The organism is Mesorhizobium sp. P2_A8 (assembly GCF_056404935.1).
Genome location: NZ_JBFUDB010000001.1, coordinates 1,090,964 through 1,108,309 on the forward strand (window position 1 = coordinate 1,090,964; position 17,346 = coordinate 1,108,309).

Annotated in this window: 16 protein-coding genes; 6 read left to right on the forward strand and 10 right to left on the reverse strand. The window is 63.0% G+C overall.

Translation table 11 applies throughout. The annotated features are described in order from the left end of the window. Positions 1–190: 190 nt before the first annotated feature. A complete protein-coding gene (locus AC1D10_RS05360) occupies positions 191–1,138 on the forward strand; it encodes a ring-cleaving dioxygenase (protein WP_477269354.1) in 948 nt (315 codons plus the stop codon). A gap of 116 nt (positions 1,139–1,254) precedes the next feature. Further along, complete coding sequence (locus AC1D10_RS05365; protein ID WP_378984248.1) at positions 1,255–1,416, forward strand: hypothetical protein; 162 nt, start codon at positions 1,255–1,257, stop codon at positions 1,414–1,416. Between the two features lie 30 nt (positions 1,417–1,446). Here AC1D10_RS05365 and AC1D10_RS05370 read toward each other — a convergent pair whose 3' ends face one another. From AC1D10_RS05370 to tkt, 7 genes are all read right to left on the reverse strand, one after another. Further along, on the reverse strand, positions 1,447–2,163 hold the full coding sequence (locus AC1D10_RS05370; RefSeq protein WP_477269357.1) for an SGNH/GDSL hydrolase family protein: 717 nt from the start codon (positions 2,161–2,163) through the stop codon (positions 1,447–1,449). Positions 2,164–2,224: 61 nt separating this feature from the next. Then, positions 2,225–2,965 carry a DUF899 domain-containing protein gene (locus tag AC1D10_RS05375; protein ID WP_477269359.1) on the reverse strand — a complete coding sequence of 247 codons (741 nt, stop codon included), beginning with the start codon at positions 2,963–2,965 and terminating at the stop codon, positions 2,225–2,227. A 227-nt stretch (positions 2,966–3,192) separates the two neighbouring features. Continuing rightward, positions 3,193–4,218: a class I fructose-bisphosphate aldolase gene (locus AC1D10_RS05380; protein ID WP_477269361.1), complete on the reverse strand. Its 1,026-nt coding sequence runs from the start codon at positions 4,216–4,218 to the stop codon at positions 3,193–3,195. A gap of 184 nt (positions 4,219–4,402) precedes the next feature. Further along, complete coding sequence (locus tag AC1D10_RS05385; RefSeq protein WP_477269363.1) at positions 4,403–5,599, reverse strand: phosphoglycerate kinase; 1,197 nt, start codon at positions 5,597–5,599, stop codon at positions 4,403–4,405. Positions 5,600–5,745: 146 nt separating this feature from the next. After that, complete coding sequence (locus AC1D10_RS05390) at positions 5,746–7,635, reverse strand: potassium/proton antiporter (RefSeq protein ID WP_477269365.1); 1,890 nt, start codon at positions 7,633–7,635, stop codon at positions 5,746–5,748. Positions 7,636–7,853: 218 nt separating this feature from the next. Further along, positions 7,854–8,864 (reverse strand): type I glyceraldehyde-3-phosphate dehydrogenase, encoded by a 1,011-nt coding sequence (gene gap / locus AC1D10_RS05395; RefSeq protein WP_477269367.1) that lies wholly within the window; start codon positions 8,862–8,864, stop codon positions 7,854–7,856. 214 nt (positions 8,865–9,078) lie between these two features. Next, positions 9,079–11,070, reverse strand: coding sequence for a transketolase (gene tkt, locus AC1D10_RS05400; RefSeq protein ID WP_477269369.1), 1,992 nt, complete (start codon positions 11,068–11,070; stop codon positions 9,079–9,081). Positions 11,071–11,331: 261 nt separating this feature from the next. On the opposite strand from tkt, the gene AC1D10_RS05405 reads away from it, so the two are divergent. The 4 genes from AC1D10_RS05405 (at position 11,332) to AC1D10_RS05420 (ending at position 14,008) form a co-directional block, all read left to right on the forward strand. Then, positions 11,332–11,604: a DUF4164 domain-containing protein gene (locus AC1D10_RS05405; RefSeq protein ID WP_013529251.1), complete on the forward strand. Its 273-nt coding sequence runs from the start codon at positions 11,332–11,334 to the stop codon at positions 11,602–11,604. A gap of 12 nt (positions 11,605–11,616) precedes the next feature. Next, the gene (locus tag AC1D10_RS05410; protein ID WP_477269372.1) at positions 11,617–11,982 is read left to right on the forward strand and encodes a cell division protein ZapA; all 366 of its coding nucleotides are present in this window, start codon (positions 11,617–11,619) and stop codon (positions 11,980–11,982) included. 227 nt (positions 11,983–12,209) lie between these two features. After that, positions 12,210–12,869: a peroxiredoxin gene (locus tag AC1D10_RS05415; RefSeq protein WP_477269374.1), complete on the forward strand. Its 660-nt coding sequence runs from the start codon at positions 12,210–12,212 to the stop codon at positions 12,867–12,869. Positions 12,870–13,090: 221 nt separating this feature from the next. Further along, the gene (locus tag AC1D10_RS05420) at positions 13,091–14,008 is read left to right on the forward strand and encodes an MBL fold metallo-hydrolase (RefSeq protein ID WP_477269856.1); all 918 of its coding nucleotides are present in this window, start codon (positions 13,091–13,093) and stop codon (positions 14,006–14,008) included. A 44-nt stretch (positions 14,009–14,052) separates the two neighbouring features. Here the strand turns inward: AC1D10_RS05420 and AC1D10_RS05425 are convergent, their stop codons facing one another. From AC1D10_RS05425 to AC1D10_RS05435, 3 genes are all read right to left on the reverse strand, one after another. Then, positions 14,053–14,982: a class I SAM-dependent methyltransferase gene (locus AC1D10_RS05425; RefSeq protein ID WP_477269376.1), complete on the reverse strand. Its 930-nt coding sequence runs from the start codon at positions 14,980–14,982 to the stop codon at positions 14,053–14,055. A gap of 180 nt (positions 14,983–15,162) precedes the next feature. Beyond that, positions 15,163–16,074, reverse strand: coding sequence for an RNA polymerase sigma factor RpoH (rpoH, locus tag AC1D10_RS05430; RefSeq protein WP_378922708.1), 912 nt, complete (start codon positions 16,072–16,074; stop codon positions 15,163–15,165). A 212-nt stretch (positions 16,075–16,286) separates the two neighbouring features. Continuing rightward, positions 16,287–17,342, reverse strand: a complete 1,056-nt coding sequence (locus AC1D10_RS05435; protein WP_477269378.1) for an RluA family pseudouridine synthase — start codon at positions 17,340–17,342, stop codon at positions 16,287–16,289. Between the last annotated feature and the right edge of the window lie 4 nt (positions 17,343–17,346).

The window sequence follows — 17,346 nt, forward strand, 5'->3', positions numbered from 1 at the left end:
CCGTTTTCGCTGCATCGGACGGCGGCCCGCAACAGGCTCGGCGGCTGAGATTGTTCACAGCAAGGATACTGTCGAGGTTCCACTGTTTAATCTCTGGCGACGGACTGTCCGGATACGCGGCCTTCAGTGACGTGGCCACAGTTCTGATATGGAAGGAGAAAATTCTTCCCCCAAAAACAGGGAGACGACCATGAGCCTGCAACTGACAGGAATCCATCATCTGACCGCCATCACCGCCAATGCGCCTGGAAATCTTCATTTCTATACGAAGGTGCTGGGCTTGCGGCTGGTCAAGAAGACAGTAAACCAGGACGATACCTCGGCCTACCACCTCTTCTATTCCGACGGCGAAGCGACACCGGGCAGCGACCTCACCTTCTTCGATTGGCCGGTTGGCCGTGAGCGGCGCGGCACGCACAGCATCGTGCGGACCAGCCTCCGGGTCGGCAGCCAGGAAAGCCTTGCCTGGTGGAAGCAGCACCTGACCGGCGAAAACATCGTGACGAGTGAGATCGCCGACGTTGGCGGCTACCCCTGCCTGGATTTCGAGGATCCCGAGGGCCAGCGCCTGCGTCTCGTCAGCGATGGCGGCAAGGGCGATAGCCATCCCTGGGCGCAAAGCCCGGTGCCGGCCGAGCACCAGATCCGCGGGCTCGGGCCGATCGTCATCAGCGTTCCCGACATCACCAACACCGAGGCGGTGGTGACGCAGGTAATGAACATGCGCAAGGCTCGCGACCATGCCTCGCCAGAGGGCCAGGTTCACGTCTTCGAAATGGGCGAGGGCGGCCCGGCGGCGGAGTTGCATGTCCTGGTGCAGCCGGGTCTGGCGCCGGCACGGCAAGGCGCCGGTGCGGTCCATCACGTCGCCTTCAGGGCGCCGGACCAGGAGACGCTGCATCAATGGACGGCGCGGCTGGCCGAATTCCGTCTGCCGTCGAGCGGCGAGGTCGAGCGCTACTATTTCCGCTCGCTCTATTTCCGCGAGCCGAACGGCATCCTGTTCGAGATCGCCACGGACGGGCCGGGGTTCACCGCCGACGAGCCGCTGGAAACGCTGGGTGAAAAGTTGGCCCTGCCGCCGTTCCTCGAACCGAAGCGTGCCTCGATCGAGGCTGGCCTCAAGCCGCTGAAGTAGATTGCCCCGGTCAAGGGTGGGTGCCGCGTACCCGGTTCGGGATCGCGGCGTCCATTCTCTCCCGGGGAATGAACGAGGCGCTTTGACAGCCGGCCGCGTTGCTGTTCAAAGGCGGCATGTCGAAACTTCTCGCGCTCGTCATTGTTGGCATCATGATCATCCAGCTGATCAAGCCGCTCGGCTGGCCGGGGCTGAAGCGGCGCAGCGATTTCTGGAAGCTGGCGCTGCTGGCGATGGCGGCGATTTCCATAACGGCCGTGCTCGGACATTGGACATAGCCCGCACTGAGCAAGGCCGCCGCCAGTCGTTCAGCTGGCAAGCACCGGGCCGACGAGATGCTCGGCCCAGGCCCGGTAGCCGGCTTCCGAAGCGTGAAATCCGTCGGAGGCAAAACCCTCTTCAGGATTCGTGATCGGCAGGCGCGGTGCCGGCACCGCGCCGCGCTCCAGGCAAAGGCGCTCGCCCATCCGGTTCATTGCGGTGGCGCGGATCTCGAGGATCTTGCCGAGCAGCGGCGGCATCGCCGGCGCCCGCGTGAACTCCAGCACCGGCGACCACACCACGCGTGCCTCCGGCCATTTGGCGCGCAGCGCGTAGAGCAGGCCGCCGAACTCCTTCTTGAAGCGCGGCACCGAGTGAAAATTCTTGGTGTCGTTGGTGCCGATGGCGAGCACGATATGCGTCCACGGATCCGCCGACAGATTGGGCAGGACGTGGTCGCGGATCTGGCCCGAGGTTGCCGAATTGAAGCCGGCGGCCCGCCAGCGCACGGCGCGGCTTGTACTCTGCGCAATCAGCACGGCGAGTTGCGCGGCAAGTCCGTTTTCCGAATTGCCGATGCCGACTGAGGCGGCCGAAGAATCCCCCAGCACCAGAAGCGAGATTGGCGGCGCCTTGCCGGCGAGATCGTGCATGACCGGCCCCTGCGCCGGAAGCATGCGCGTGGTGCGGCGGCGCACGCCGAGGCCTTGCCAGACATAGACCGGGTAAGCGAGCCAGGTGAGGAGGGCGAGAAGGCGCTGCATGCGCATCCTTTAGCGCATGTTGCGCCTGACGTGAACGACCGGCGGATGCCTGTCGCGTGCCCTAATCGCGACAGGTCTCCTGTGTTCCAGACCTGTGGCCATATTCATCATGCAGCCGTACCCAATCCATCAGGCCGTGGTAGGGGCCGGCTTCGTTGCGGCCCTTCGGCGTCATGTCGAGATAATCATACGTGCCGATCAACGCCTCGCCGCCACGGGCGCGCGACATGAAGGTGAGGAAGATGTCGCCAGTCTCGTCCCGGTAGAAAACACTGGTGCCGGGGAGCTCCTTCGACGTTCGGGGACGGGTCTCGAAATTGTAGGTGGTATCGCCAGCGGCGATCTGCTTGTCGGTGAAGGAGACCTGCATGTCGAAGTTGAAATCCGAGGCATAGGACGACACCCAGTCGAACTTCCAGCCCATGCGCTGCTTGTAGGGCAGCAGTTCGGCCAGCGGCGCCCGCGAGACCACGACCAGCGACACGTCGTGATGCCTGAGATGCTGGTCGGCGCCGTCAATATGGTCGGCAAGGAACGAGCAGCCCTCGCAATGATGATTGCACCCCGGCCCGAACATGAAGTGGTAGACGATCAACTGGCTGTTTCCGGCAAACAGGTCGGCCAGTCTTTTCGGCCCTTGCCCGGTCTCGAAGACATAGTCCTTCCGGATTTTCAGCCAGGGCAGTTCACGCCGTTCAGCCGAAATGCGCTCGCGAAGCCGCGTCAGCTCCTTCTCGCGGGCCAGATGTGCCTTGTGCGCCTGGAACCAGTCTTCGCGCGAAACGACCTTGTTGCGATGCATGAACCTCTCCCTGTCTGTCATCCCAAGGACGTTCGGGATGGGCGAAAGCCGACATCGCCGGTGTTGTTCGAGCATGATCTTCTCCGAAAACCGGATTTCACTTTTCGGGATCATGCTTCAGCGCCGGAGAGGAAATAAGGACGGAGAAGCCCCATCCCAAGCCCAGGCACGCCACAAACAAAAACCCGGGCGCAACGGCCCGGGTTTGAAGGAAGAGGGAAAACCTGTCAGGCGGCCTGTTCCAGGCTCGCCTTCCATTTTCCGAGTGCCGCTAGATGGTTCATATGGGCGCGGTGGGTGAAGGCGGCCTGACCGGCGGCGACGTTCGACGCCTTGCCACTCCATGCTTTCTGCGGGGCGGCCTGTAGCGCGCGGCCATAGGAAAAGGTCAGCTTCCACGGATGCGGCCCGATCGCGTTGATGGCGTTGAGGTTGGCGGTCGCTTCCTCGTCCTCCTGGCCACCAGAGAGGAAGGCGATGCCCGGTACCGCCGCCGGCACGGTCTCGCGGAACAGTTTTATGGTCTTTTCCGCGACTTCTTCCGGGCTGCTCACCTTGCCCGACTTCTTGCCTGCCAGCACCATGTTGGGCTTCAGGATCGTGCCCTCGAGCACGACACGCGCCGCATGGAGCTCGTCATAGAGCTTGATCAGCGTCGCCTTCGAGATCTCATAGCAGGTGTCGATGTCATGGGCGCCGTCCATCAGCACTTCCGGCTCGACGATAGGCACGATGCCGGCCTCCTGGCAAAGCGCCGCATAGCGGGCGAGCGCATGGGCGTTCGAGCTGATCGAATTGGCCGAAGGCACGCCCTTGCCGCTGTCGATGTCGATCACCGCGCGCCATTTGGCGAAGCGGGCGCCGAGCTTGTGGTAGTCGGCAAGGCGTTCGCGCAGGCCGTCAAGCCCTTCGGTGACGGTGTCTCCGGGGAAGCCGGCCAGCGGCTTGGCGCCGGCGTCGACCTTGATGCCGGGGATGGCGCCGGACGCCTTGATGATGTCGACCAGCGGCGTGCCGTCGGCGGCCTTCTGGCGGATCGTCTCGTCGTAGAGAATGACGCCGGAAATGTACCGGGTCATCGCCTCCCTGGCGCGGAACATCATCTCGCGGTAGTCGCGGCGGCTGTCGGCGGTCGATTCGACGCCGATGACGTCAAAACGCTTCTTGATGGTGCCGGAACTTTCGTCGGCGGCCAGCAGGCCCTTGCCATCAGCCACGATCGCGGCGGCAATGTCTTCGAGACGTTCGCTCATTCTGCTTCTCCTGAAACGGTTGTTTCCGCGCTTAACGGAAGTCTACCGCCAAAGGAATGGCATCGGAAAGCTCGAATCGATTGAAAGTCTTGAGAGCCCCCGTCGGCTCTCCTTGTGTTGATCGGGTTGTTCGTTTCAGCCGCATTCGCTGCCAGCCAGGCGTTTCCGCCTGGCTGCAATTGCTTCAGCGCTTCAGCACGTCGACGCCGGGCAGCGGCTTGCCCTCCATCCACTCCAGGAAAGCGCCGCCAGCGGTCGAGACATAGGTGAAGTCGTCAGCGACGCCGGCATGGTTGAGCGCCGCCACCGTATCGCCGCCGCCGGCAACCGAGACCAGCTTGCCGGCCTTGGTGCGCGCCGCCGCGTGCTTCGCCGCCGCCACCGTCGCATGGTCGAAGGGCGCGATCTCGAAGGCGCCGAGCGGACCGTTCCAGACCAGAGTCGCGGCGCGGTCGATCCATTCCCCAATGGTCTTCACCGTTTTGGCGCCGACATCGAGGATCATGCCGTCGGCCGGCACATCCGAGATGGCGACGGTTTCGCAGGCGGCACCCGCCTTGAATTCCTTCGCGACGACGCCGTCGACCGGCAGGATGATGGCGCAGCCGGCCTCGGCCGCCTCGATCATGATCTGCTTGGCGGTGTTGGCGAGGTCATGCTCGCACAGCGATTTTCCGACATCGGTGCCGCGCGCGGCGAGAAAGGTGTTGGCCATGCCGCCGCCGATGACCAGTGCGTCGACCTTCTTCACCAGGTTCATCAGCAGGTCGATCTTGGTCGAGACCTTGGCGCCGCCGACAATGGCGACGACCGGACGGACCGGATTTCCCAGACCCTTCTCCAGCGCTTCGAGCTCCGCCTGCATGGCGCGGCCGGCGAAGGCCGGCAACAGACGCGCCAGCCCTTCCGTGGAGGCGTGGGCGCGGTGCGCCGCGGAAAACGCGTCGTTGACGAAGATGTCGCCACCGGCGGCAAGCCTTTCGGTGAAGGCCGGATCGTTTTTTTCCTCGGCCTTGTAGAAGCGGGTGTTTTCGAGCAGAAGCACATCCCCCTTGTCCATGGCGGCGATGGCGCTTCCCGCCGTGTCACCGACGCAATCGCTGGCGAAGCCGACGGGGCGGCCGAGCACCTCAGCCGTCGCCCTGGCAATCGGCTCCAGCGAGAATTCGGACGAGGGACCATCCTTGGGGCGGCCGAAATGGGCGAGCAGGATGACCTTGGCGCCTTTGCCGGAGAGCTCGGCGATGGTCGGGGCGATGCGTTCGATGCGGGTGGCGTCGGTGACCTTGCCGTCGGCGACGGGCACGTTGAGGTCGACGCGCACCAGCACGCGCTTGCCGCTGATGTTGCCGATGTCGTCGAGGGTCTTGAAGGCGGCCATGCGGATTCCTTTCGCGAAAAATCGCCGGGACCATACCCCGCGCCAACGATGATGCAAGGCTTAGGCCGTGGCGGAAGCGAAATTTTGAAGTCCGTGCCAAGGCTGGGCCGGCAGGCGGACATGAGGCAGCGCGAACGATCGCCGTGTCAGCTCTCGGGCGTCGCCTTTTCCGCCGCCGGCTCCGGCGCCGGTTTGTCGTCCGCCCGCGTCTCTGCCAGTTGCGTTTCAGTCGGCTTGCGCCAGTTGCGGATAAAGGCAGAGAGACGGTCGCTTATCTCGCCGGCGCTCAGGAAAACTGGCACCCGCGCCACCGGCGCGGTCGGCTCGAAGGAAAGGCCGAGGCCTGTGATCTTGCCCTTGTCGTCGACGTCGCGGACGATCAACTCGATCGAGCCGAGCAGCACGCGGTCGGCATATTCGGCATGGCCGCCGAGCCGCGTCGTGACCAATGCGCCGACGGTGAGCTTTTGTTCCGCTTCGGTCAGGCCCGGCGCATAGGCCGCCTCCAGTTCGGCGGCGGAACGTGCCGGGTCGACGGCGAAAGCACCGAAGAAATCGGCATCCTCGGGGTCGACCACCGCGCGGCTGGCGAACAACTTGTCGAGCAGGCGTGGATAGCGGTCCGGCACGAAGATGTAGACCTGGTCGCCGGCGGCGAGCCGGCCCATGTCCTGGAAGCGCATCGAGCGGCCGTCGCGCAATACCAGCGAGGGCCGTGCCCAGCGCGGGATGCGCTCGCCGCGCGCCACCGGACTGCCGTGTGCGACGCGATAGGCAAGAAGCTCGTGATGGGCGGAGCCCGGCAATTCCAGCTCGACCTTGTCCAGCGGGCCAAGGCGGGCCGGCACGATCAGGCCCAGGCGGCGCGCCAGCGGCCCGACCGTCCAGCCCTGGATGACCAGTGACACCAGCACGATGATGAAGGCGGTGTTGAAGATGACACGGCCGTTTTCCAACCCGCCGAGCAGCGGGGTGATGGCGAGCAGGATCGACACCGCGCCACGCAGGCCGACCCAGGAGACGAAGGCCACCTCGGGCCGCGGCAGGCGGAACGGGATCAGGCAGAGCCAGACGGCGACCGGCCGCGCGACAAACATCAGGAACAGGCCGAGCGCTACAGCCGGTACCATGATCGCCGGAAACTGTGACGGCGTCGCGAACAGGCCGAGGATCAGGAACATGATGATCTGCGCCAGCCACGACATACCGTCCTGAAAGCGTTTCAGGATGGTGACGGCGCGGATGTCGGAATTGCCGGCGATCAGGCCGGCGATGTACACCGCCAGGAAGCCCGAGCCGCCAATGGCACCGGCGGCGGCAAAGATCATCAGCGACAGGGTCAGCACGAAGATCGGCAGCAGGCCGTGATCGAGATTGAGCCGGTCGACGAGGCGCACGATGGCGAGGCCGCCGAGCACGCCGACGACGGCGCCGAGGCCCATATTGACAAGGAAACCGAGGAACAGGCTGGCGACCAGCACATGGGCCTCGGGGTTGACGTGGGCGGCGATGATCTCGACCAGCGTGATGGTCAGGAAGATGGCGATCGGATCGTTGGTGCCGGATTCCACCTCGAGGGTGGAGCGCACCCGTTCGCGCAGATTGATCTCGCCGGCGCGCAGCAGGAAGAACACCGCCGCGGCATCGGTGGAGGCGACGGCGGCGCCGAGCAGGAAGGATTCCAGCCAGGTGAGGTCGAGCAGATAGTGGGCGGCGGTGCCGAACAGGCCTGTGGTGAGAAGCACGCCGAAGGTCGCCAGCGACAGGGCCGGGCCTGCCGCCTGCCGCAAGGCGTTGAGCGGCGTACCGAAACCGGAATCGAACAGGATAACGGCCAGCGCCAGTGAGCCGGCAAAATAGGCGATCCGGGCGTTGTCGAACTGGATGCCGAGACCGTCTGTTCCGGTGGCCAATCCGATGCAGAGGAACAGAAGCAGAAGCGGGGCGCCGAAGCGGAAGGCGATCAGGCTCGAAAACGCGGCGGCGACAACAAGCGCTGTGCCGACCAGCGTGACGAGATAGATCGCATGCTCCATCGTGAAATCAGCCCCTCAAATTCACCTGTCTCCTGGTTTACGGCAGAGTGGGGCGAAGACGTGACCAGTGCAAGGCGGCAGGGTGGCTTTTTGCCCTATGCCGCTGATTTTCGGGCGCTTTGGCGCTCAGGACACAATTTGAGAAGGCGCACGGCGCTCTCATGAAAAACGCCCGGACAAAGCCGGGCGTTTCAGGTCTCGAAAAGAAAGCGTTGCGATCAGGCGATGGTCTTGCCGAAGGCGACGGCAGTGTCGGACATGCGGTTGGAGAAACCCCATTCGTTGTCGTACCAGGACAGCACCGAAACGAAGTTGCCGTCCATCACCTTGGTCTGGTCGAGCGCCATGATCGAGGACCGCGGATCGTGGTTGAAGTCGATCGAGACGTTCGGGTGATGCGTGACGCCGAGAATGCCCTTCAGCTTGCCGTTGGAAGCGGCGATGACCGCTTCATTGATCTCCTGGACGGTGGTTGACCGCTTGGCGATGAACTTGAAATCGACGACCGAGACATTCGGGGTCGGCACGCGGATCGAGATGCCGTCGAGCTTGCCCTTGAGGTCGGGCAACACCAGGCCGATCGCCTTGGCGGCACCGGTCGAGGTCGGGATCTGCGAAAGTGCCGCGGCGCGGGCGCGGTAGAGATCCTTGTGCATGGTGTCCAGCGTCGGCTGGTCGCCAGTGTAGGAATGGATCGTCGTCATCATGCCCTTTTCGATGCCGACCGTCTCGTGCAGCACGGCAGCCAGCGGGGCCAGGCAGTTGGTGGTGCACGACGCGTTCGAGATGACGATGTGGTCCCTGGTCAGCTTGTCGTGGTTGATGCCGTAGACGACGGTGAGGTCGGCGCCTTCGGCCGGAGCCGAGACGATGACGCGCTTGGCGCCGGCGGTCAGGTGCGCGGCGGCCTTGTCGCGGGCGGTGAAGATGCCGGTGCATTCGAGCGCGATGTCGATGCCGAGTTCCTTCCACGGCAGCTGGGTCGGGTCCTTGATCGCGGTGACCTTGAACGTTTCCTTGCCCACGGTGATCTGGTCGCCGGATACAGAGACTTCGTGCGGGAAGCGGCCATGCACGCTATCGTAGCGCAAGAGATGGGCGTTGGTCTCGACCGGGCCGAGGTCGTTCACCGCGACGACGTCGATGTCCTTGCGGCCGGATTCATGGATGGCGCGCAGGATGTTGCGGCCGATGCGGCCGAATCCGTTGATGGCAACTCTGACGGTCATTTTTCTCTCCCTGGGAGCTGGGGGCCAGACGATGGGTCCGCAGCTTCATAGCGGCGGAAGCGGAAAGAATCCAGCCGCAGCGACGTGGATTTAAATCGATTAGGTTGGGCCAGCCCGGCGAAATCGCCTTGCGCGGTTTCGCCGGAGCATTTTTGTTTCATGCATGTCGCTGTCCCAAAACCGCGATACGCTTTTGGGCGACATGCATAGGCCTTTACTTGCCGTGCAGGCGGGCTTCCGCTGCTTTCGCAGCTGCATCGGCAGTGATGCCGAAATGCGGATAGAGTTGCTCGATGGTGCCGCTGGCGCCGAAGCCGGTCATGCCGATGAAGATGCCATCGGAGCCGATGAGATGATCCCAACCCTGGCGGATGCCGGCTTCGATCGCCATCTTCACCGGCGCGTTGCCGATCGTCTTCTTGCGGTAGTCGTCGCTCTGCTTGTCGAACAGTTCGAAGCAAGGCATCGATACGACGCGGGTCGGATGACCATGCTTTTCCAGCAATTCGCGGGCGGCGAGCGCGATCTCGACCTCGGAGCCGGTGGCGAAGATCGTCACCGCGGCCTCGCCGCTGGCGGCGGCCAGTTCGTAACCGCCCTGGCTGCTCAGGTTCTTGGCGACGAATTCGGTGCGCACCGTCGGCAGGTTCTGGCGGGTCAGCGCCAGCGTCGAGGGCGTCTTTTCCGACTCGAGAGCGATCTGCCAGCACTCGGCGGTTTCCACCGCATCGGCCGGACGGAAGACATTGTGGTTGGGGATGGCGCGAAGTGCCGCCATATGCTCGACCGGCTGGTGGGTCGGGCCGTCTTCGCCCAGACCAATGGAATCATGGGTCATGACGAAGATCGAGCGGATGCCCATCAGCGAGGCAAGCCGCATCGACGGGCGGGCGTAGTCGGAGAAGCACATGAAGGTGCCGCCATAGGCGATGAGACCGCCATGCAGCGTCAAGCCGTTGATCGCGGCGGCCATGCCATGCTCGCGTATGCCATAGTGGACATAGCGCTGGCCGTAGTCGTCCGGCGTGATGTTCTTGGTCTGGCTGGTCTTGGTGTTGTTGGAGCCGGTCAGGTCGGCGGAGCCGCCGATGGTCTCGGGCACGGCGCCGTTGATGACTTCGAGCGCCATCTCGGACGATTTGCGGGTAGCGACCTTCGGCTTGTCGGCCGAGAGCTTCTTCTTGTAGTCGGCGATGACGGCATCGAAGTTGGACGGCAGCTTGCCACTGAGGCGGCGCTCGAACTCAGCCTTCAGTTTCGCATCGGCCTTGGCGAGGCGGCCTTCCCAGTCGGTGCGTGCCTTGACGCCGGTCTTGCCGGCGGTGCGCCAGGCGTCGAGGATGTCGGCCGGAATCTCGAAGGGCGGCGAATCCCAGTTGAAGAACTTCCGCGCGCCGGCGATCTCCTCGGCGCCGAGCGGCGAGCCGTGCGCCTTGTTGGTGCCGGCCTTGGTCGGCGCGCCGAAGCCGATGGTCGTCTTGCAGGCGATCATCGTCGGCTTGTCGGAATGACGGGCGGCTTCGATGGCGTAGGCAATCGCTTCGGGATCCGTGCCGTCGATGTGGCTGGCGTTCCAGCCGGAAGCCTGGAAGCGGACGACCTGGTCGGTGTTGTCGGCGAGCGACACTGGGCCATCGATAGAGATGTTGTTGTTGTCCCAGAAGACGATCAGCTTGTTGAGCTTGAGGTGGCCGGCAAGCGCGATGGCTTCCTGGCTGACGCCTTCCATCAGGCAGCCGTCGCCGGCCAGCACATAGGTGTAGTGGTTCACCAGGTCGTTGCCGAAGGCGGCGTTCATGATGCGCTCGCCGAGCGCGAAGCCGACCGAATTGGCGAGGCCCTGGCCGAGCGGGCCGGTCGTCGTCTCGATGCCGGTGGCGTGACCATATTCAGGGTGGCCGGCGGTCTTCGAGCCCAACTGGCGGAAGTGCTTGATCTGGTCGAGGGTCATGTCCTCGTAGCCGGTCAGATGCAGCAGCGAATAGAGCAGCATCGAGCCATGGCCGGCCGACAGGATGAAACGGTCGCGGTCGGCCCAGTGCGGGGCCTTGGGATCATATTTCAGGAAGCGCGTGAACAGCACCGTGGCGATGTCGGCGCATCCCATGGGCAGGCCGGGATGGCCGGACTGAGCTTTTTCGACAGCGTCCATGGAGAGAAAGCGGATCGCATTGGCCATCCGGTCATGTTGTTCACGCGACGTCATGGTTCCTCCAGAATTGGGGGTTTGGGGGCTTGGGAGAGCCTTGAAAAGGGTGCGCGACACATAGCAGGCGCGGGGTTTTAGTCAACAAATCGGTGCGCCTTTGCCGGTCTTGTGAAGCCGGCGGCGGGCCTACATTAGCGTTAGCAGGGGACAGTCGCGAGAGCTTTGTTGACGTTGCCTTCACCCGGTGCCTAATGTTTCGCGGATAACGCGTTCTGAACGCGAACGATTCGGTGATGGGCAGGGCACAGGACGAAGGCCATGACCGGGGAAGCCACACTCAAGGAAGTCATCGCGAGGCTGGGCAAGGCCATCGAGGGGCTGGAAAATGCCGTCGCCGCCAAGCTCGAGCACGAACGCGATTACTCGGAAGCCGAGGCCGAGGTGCAGCGGATGAATGCCGACCGCTCCCGGCTGGCGCAGGAACTCGACAATTCCGAAGCGCGCGCCGAAAGGCTGGAAGACGCCAACAAGGAAGTATCGCGACGGCTGGTGACCGCCATGGAAACCATCCGCGCTGTGTTGGACAGATAGGGGGCTGGACAGGTGGCACAAGTCACGGTTTCCATCGACGGCAAGCAATATCGGATGGCCTGCGACGAAGGCCAGGAAGAGCATCTGATCGATCTTGCCGAACGCTTCGACCGCTATGTCCTGCATCTGAAGGACTCCTTTGGCGAGATCGGCGACCAGCGGCTCACCGTCATGGCCGGCATCATGGTGATGGACGAACTCTCGGAACTGCAGAAGCGCGTCAAGGGAATGGAAAGCGAAGTGCTGACCTTGCGCAAGACGCGCGACGACGCGCTGACCAAGGCCGACAAGAACGACGGCGTGCTGACCAATGCCCTTGGCGCGCTGGCGCAGCGGATGGAAGACCTGACGGCGACGCTGGCGGTCAACAAGGCCTGAGGCGGCACGCAGCCTTTCTGTCCATCCCAAAGCTCGCATGCGCCAGCGTTGCCCGTCGGCAGCACAAAAATACTCGTTCTGCCGCCGACAAGAGTTTCATATTATCTCGCGGTCACGATTTTTGCGCTAAGATGCGGCCATGCCGGAGCGTGGACGCCTCGATGGCGGCGTGATTTGCCGCCCTCCGTCCTCCCTGCTGGCGAGATTTGTTACAGGGGAGATGTGCCATGAGCCTTCGTATCAACGACATCGCGCCGGACTTCACCGCCGAGACAACACAAGGGACGATCAAGTTCCATGAATGGATCGGTGACGGCTGGGCGATCCTTTTCAGCCATCCGAAGAACTTCACCCCGGTCTGCACGACCGAGCTTGGTACGATGGCCGGGCTGGAGGGCGATTTCAGGAAGCGCAACGTCAAGATCATCGGCATTTCGGTCGATCCGGTCGAAAGCCACGGCAAATGGCAGGACGACATCAAGACGGCGACCGGCCATTCGGTGAACTATCCGCTGATCGGCGACAAGGACCTCAAGGTCGCCAAGCTCTACGACATGCTGCCTGGCGGCGCCGGCGAGACGTCGGAGGGCCGCACGCCCGCCGACAACGCCACGGTGCGGTCGGTCTATGTCATCGGGCCGGACAAGAAGATCAAGCTGGTGCTTACCTACCCGATGACCACGGGCCGCAACTTCGACGAGATCCTGCGCGCGGTCGATTCCATGCAGCTGACCGCCAAACACCAGGTGGCGACGCCGGCGAACTGGAAGCAGGGCGAGGATGTCATCATCACCGCCGCGGTTTCCAACGAGGATGCAATCAAGCGTTTCGGCGCTTACGAAACCATCCTGCCCTATCTCAGGAAGACCAAGCAGCCGACCGCCTGACCGCGACCCTTCGGAACGGTTTTTGGCTTTCTCGCTCCTGCGAGCGAAATGATACTTGACTGGGTCACCCGAGCGGACAACCATGCTCTTCTCGGGTGCCGGTAGAGAAAATCATTCCTGCCGACCAAGGTGCGCCGCGTCCGAACGGATTCAGGCGACACACTGTAGGTCTTTGTTTTTATGCATGTCGCTCTCCCGAAACCGGGGCCACTTTGGGCGACATGCATCAAGGGTTGGGGAAACCGAAATTGGACGTAGCTTTGGCCAGGCCGCAGGTCAGCGGCTTCTACGACAAGCCAACCGGGGCTATCCAGTATGTCGTCGCCGACCCGGCAACCAAGCGATGCGCCATCATCGATCCGATCCTCGACTTCGACGAGAAGTCCGGCGCCACGGCGACCGGGAATGCCGATGCCTTGCTCGACTTTGTCAGCGAGCAGGGGCTGAGCATCGAGTGGATCCTCGATACCCATCCGCACGCCGATCATTTCTCGGCGGCACATTACCTGAAGCAGAAGACCGGAGCGCCCACGGCGATCGGCGACAGGATCGTCGACGTCCAGAAACTGTGGAAGGCGATCTACAACTGGCCGGAGTTTCCCGCCGACGGTTCGCAGTGGGACAGGCTGTTTGGAGAAGGCGAGACCTTCCGGGTCGGCACCCTTCCGGTCAAGGTGCTGTTCTCGCCCGGGCACACGCTGGCCTCGATCACCTATGTGATCGGTGATGCCGCCTTCGTCCACGATACGCTGTTCATGCCCGACAGCGGCACGGCGAGGACGGACTTTCCAGGCGGCAGCGCCGCGCGGCTCTGGCACTCGATCCAGGACATTGTGGCGTTGCCTGACGAGACGCGCGTTTTCGTCGGCCATGACTATCAGGCCGGTGGGCGCGAGCCGTTGTGGGAAAGCACGATCGCCGAGCAGAAAGCCGGCAACATCCATCTCGTTGCCGCGCGCACCGAGGCTGATTTCGTCGCCCTGCGTGAAACTCGCGACAGGACACTGCCGATGCCGAGGCTGATCCTGCATGCGCTGCAGGTCAACATGAATGGCGGACGGCTGCCGGACCCGGAAGCCAATGGCCGGCGGTATCTAAAGTTTCCGCTCGACACTTTTGGGTCGCCGCATTGGCGCTAATCCTGTTTTTGTTTCTGCCCGCAGTTGATCCGCGGTGCTGCCGCTTACACCGCGGTGACTGGCAGCGCGTGGTCGTAGTTCAGGTCGGTAATTTCAGCGGGATTGCCTGCCCAGATGACCAAGGGATCGCTAATCTTGCGAACAATGCACGCGCTCAACATAAAGGCCGGCTGATCTCCCAAGCCCTTGAGCGCGCCGATAGGAAAGCCGGGAACAATAGAGGCGTTGTGCCAATGATCGGCGCGAACCATTTCGAATCCGGTGTGGACATTAAACAGTCCGGTCCAGGCATATTTGGAGAATCGGAAGAAGTCCCACGGCTCCTCGTGAATCGGCCACGTCTGGTGGCTTTGGATATAGGCGATGCCACCTGGCTTGAGCGCCCGGTTCAGTTCCAGTGCCGCCTTCCAAGGCATTAGCAAATGTTCGAAGGTCGAGGCAGAAAAAGCAAAATCGAATCGATTGTTCAATTCCACCGGCAGATTGTGAGCATCGCCGACAACATCGACGTTTGGGCCAGCCATGATATCCAGCCCAACATATTTCAGTTTGGGCACGAACATATCGCGCCGTGATATTCCACTTCGGGCGCGGCTTCCGATTTCCAGAATCGCTTGACCTTCCTGAGCGTCCCGAATGATCTGCATGAAATCAACAAAAATGGATGACGCCTGCATTTGCTGCTCGAGCGGAAGCGCCGTGATTTCAACGATATGGAGTTGCCTGCCGTCCCTTATCGCGACCACAGTACCATCTGCGAGGTCGATCGGTTCCGGCACATGAAAAATGGCCATCCAGCCCCATTCTCCGGCCGATTCACCAAACACGTCGACGACGTCCGGGCGGGACATGGGAACCGACGCACCTTGGTGCTCGATGCCATTGACCACTAGAACCGGCTTTCCTGTCTCAGACCAGCCAATCACGACCAACGATCCGAAATGTTGCCTAACCGAATCGATAGCAAAACGCATGATCAGCTCCACCCTATGATGGTGCTTATAGGGGCGCTCGCTGTCACAAGGAAGCCGGCAATGCGCCAAGGCGGAATCGCTAGCGTGCAACTCGCAGGGCTTCGAGCCAGCAGACCGGGCCTGATGCGGCGCCAGTTTCCTGACGCCGCCGTTGTGTTTGTTTCGGGGACGAAGCTGGCTTTACGCCGCGGGCTGGACCTCGATGGTGCGCAGCGCCTGGGTCTGGCGCTTGGCGGCGGCCTTGACCGCGTCCTGCACCTTCTCGAAGGCGCGCACCTCGATCTGGCGCACGCGCTCGCGGCTGATGTCGAACTCGGCCGACAGCTCTTCCAGGGTCAGCGGCTCCTCGGCGAGGCGACGAGCCTCGAAGATGCGCCGCTCGCGCTCGTTGAGCACGGCAAGAGCGCCCGACAGCATGCCGCGCCGGTTTTCCAGCTCGTCCTGCTCGATCAGCATCTCTTCCTGGCTTTCGTGGTCGTCGACCAGCCAGTCCTGCCATTCGCCGGATTCACCTTCGCTCGCCCGGATCGGGGCGTTGAGCGAGGCGTCGCCCGACAGGCGCCGGTTCATCGACACCACTTCGGCTTCGGAAACGTTCAGCCTTGTGGCGATCTCGGCGATCTGGTCGGGCTTGAGGTCGCCGTCGTCGAGCGCCTGGATCTTGCCCTTCACCTTGCGCAGGTTGAAGAACAGGCGCTTCTGATTGGCGGTCGTGCCCATCTTGACCAGGCTCCACGAGCGCAGGATGTACTCCTGGATCGAGGCCTTGATCCACCACATGGCGTAGGTCGCGAGGCGGAAGCCACGCTCGGGTTCGAATTTCTTCACGGCCTGCATGAGGCCGACATTGCCTTCCGAGATCACTTCGCCGATCGGCAAGCCATAGCCGCGATAGCCCATGGCGATCTTGGCGACGAGCCTGAGGTGGCTGGTGACGAGCTTGTGCGCGGCGGAGGTGTCCTCATGCTCGGCATAACGCTTGGCGAGCATGTACTCTTCCTGCGGCTGCAGCATGGGAAAGCGGCGGATTTCTTCCAGGTAGCGGCTGAGGCCGCCTTCGCCGGAAACGATACTGGGTAATGACTGGGCCATGATAGCGCCCCCTCTCTATTGGAGTGATGCCCCCGAAACGCGGCGGGCATGTGACGCGAGCACCAAAAGGCTCGCCCGCGACATCAGATCTTATACAGGAACAAAACCAGAAAAGACAGGCGTTTGTTCAACACGAAACAGTGTGTCACGCTGAAGTGAACAATGCCAGTCAGGTTTTTTGATGGCTAGCTTGAAGCTTGTTGGTGACCGGTTCAGAGCTTGCGAAAGCCGTTGACGAGTTCCTCCATGTCCCTCGGTGTCGGCGCCTCGAACCTCATCGATAAATGGGTAGTCGGGTGGCGAAATGCAAGGAGCCAGGCATGCAAAGCTTGCCGGGAAAATGCCTTGACCTGGCTTTTCAGCGGTTCGGGCAGGCGGTTGGCCTTGGTGCGGAAGGCCTGGCCATAGTCGGGGTCGCCAATTACCGGATGGCCGATATGCGCCATGTGGACGCGGATCTGGTGGGTGCGGCCGGTCTCAAGCCGGCATTCGACCAGGCTGGCGGTGGCGAACTCCTGCTGATCGACCCCGAAGCGCTCCCGCACGGCAAAGTGGGTGACGGCATGACGGGCGTCGTCGCGTCCTTCCGGGACCACGGCGCGGCGCACGCGGTCGGCGGCACGGCCGAGCGGTGCGTCGACCGTTCCCGTCGGCCTTTGCGGTATGCCCCAGACCAAGGCCAGATAGGCGCGTTCGAGATCGCCGGTCAGGCCGTGATCGGCGAAGGCTTCGGACAGCGACTTGTGGGCGCGGTCGGTCTTGGCGACCACCATGACGCCACTGGTCTCCTTGTCGAGACGGTGAACGATGCCCGGCCGGCGCACGCCGCCGATGCCGGAAAGACTGTCGCCGCAATGATGGATCAGCGCGTTGACCAGCGTGCCGGTCCAGTTGCCGGCGCCGGGATGCACGACAAGGCCAGCCGGCTTGTTGATGACGATCAGTTCGTCATCCTCATAGAGCACATCAAGCGCGATGTTCTCGCCCTGTGGCTCCGCCGGCTCCGGCTCCGGCATGGCCACCGAGACGCTTTCGCCCGGCGTCATCTTGCGTTTGGTCTCACTGATGGGCTTGCCGTCGACCGAGACCGCGCCCTGCCTGATCAGCATCTGCACGCGGCTGCGCGACATATCCGGGCCGAGGCTCGCTGCCAGCCACTGGTCGAGGCGCTGACCGGCCGCATCCGCGCTGGCCACCAGCACGGTGGGGGCTGCCGCGATGAATTGGTCCTCTATCAATTCAGGGGCCTCTTCGCTATGAGCGCTCATTGAA

Bases quoted from the DNA above. Each gene is read 5' to 3' on its own strand.
- AC1D10_RS05420 (WP_477269856.1), top strand. From the start codon at position 13,091: ATGCATCAAGGGTTGGGGAAACCGAAATTGGACGTAGCTTTGGCCAGG.
- AC1D10_RS05365 (WP_378984248.1), top strand. From the start codon at position 1,255: ATGTCGAAACTTCTCGCGCTCGTCATTGTTGGCATCATGATCATCCAG.
- AC1D10_RS05370 (WP_477269357.1), bottom strand. From the start codon at position 2,163: ATGCAGCGCCTTCTCGCCCTCCTCACCTGGCTCGCTTACCCGGTCTAT.
- tkt (WP_477269369.1), bottom strand. From the start codon at position 11,070: ATGACGTCGCGTGAACAACATGACCGGATGGCCAATGCGATCCGCTTT.
- AC1D10_RS05380 (WP_477269361.1), bottom strand. From the start codon at position 4,218: ATGAGCGAACGTCTCGAAGACATTGCCGCCGCGATCGTGGCTGATGGC.
- AC1D10_RS05435 (WP_477269378.1), bottom strand. From the start codon at position 17,342: ATGAGCGCTCATAGCGAAGAGGCCCCTGAATTGATAGAGGACCAATTC.
- rpoH (WP_378922708.1), bottom strand. From the start codon at position 16,074: ATGGCCCAGTCATTACCCAGTATCGTTTCCGGCGAAGGCGGCCTCAGC.
- AC1D10_RS05425 (WP_477269376.1), bottom strand. From the start codon at position 14,982: ATGCGTTTTGCTATCGATTCGGTTAGGCAACATTTCGGATCGTTGGTC.
- AC1D10_RS05405 (WP_013529251.1), top strand. From the start codon at position 11,332: ATGACCGGGGAAGCCACACTCAAGGAAGTCATCGCGAGGCTGGGCAAG.
- AC1D10_RS05390 (WP_477269365.1), bottom strand. From the start codon at position 7,635: ATGGAGCATGCGATCTATCTCGTCACGCTGGTCGGCACAGCGCTTGTT.
- AC1D10_RS05385 (WP_477269363.1), bottom strand. From the start codon at position 5,599: ATGGCCGCCTTCAAGACCCTCGACGACATCGGCAACATCAGCGGCAAG.
- AC1D10_RS05375 (WP_477269359.1), bottom strand. From the start codon at position 2,965: ATGCATCGCAACAAGGTCGTTTCGCGCGAAGACTGGTTCCAGGCGCAC.
- gap (WP_477269367.1), bottom strand. From the start codon at position 8,864: ATGACCGTCAGAGTTGCCATCAACGGATTCGGCCGCATCGGCCGCAAC.
- AC1D10_RS05360 (WP_477269354.1), top strand. From the start codon at position 191: ATGAGCCTGCAACTGACAGGAATCCATCATCTGACCGCCATCACCGCC.
- AC1D10_RS05415 (WP_477269374.1), top strand. From the start codon at position 12,210: ATGAGCCTTCGTATCAACGACATCGCGCCGGACTTCACCGCCGAGACA.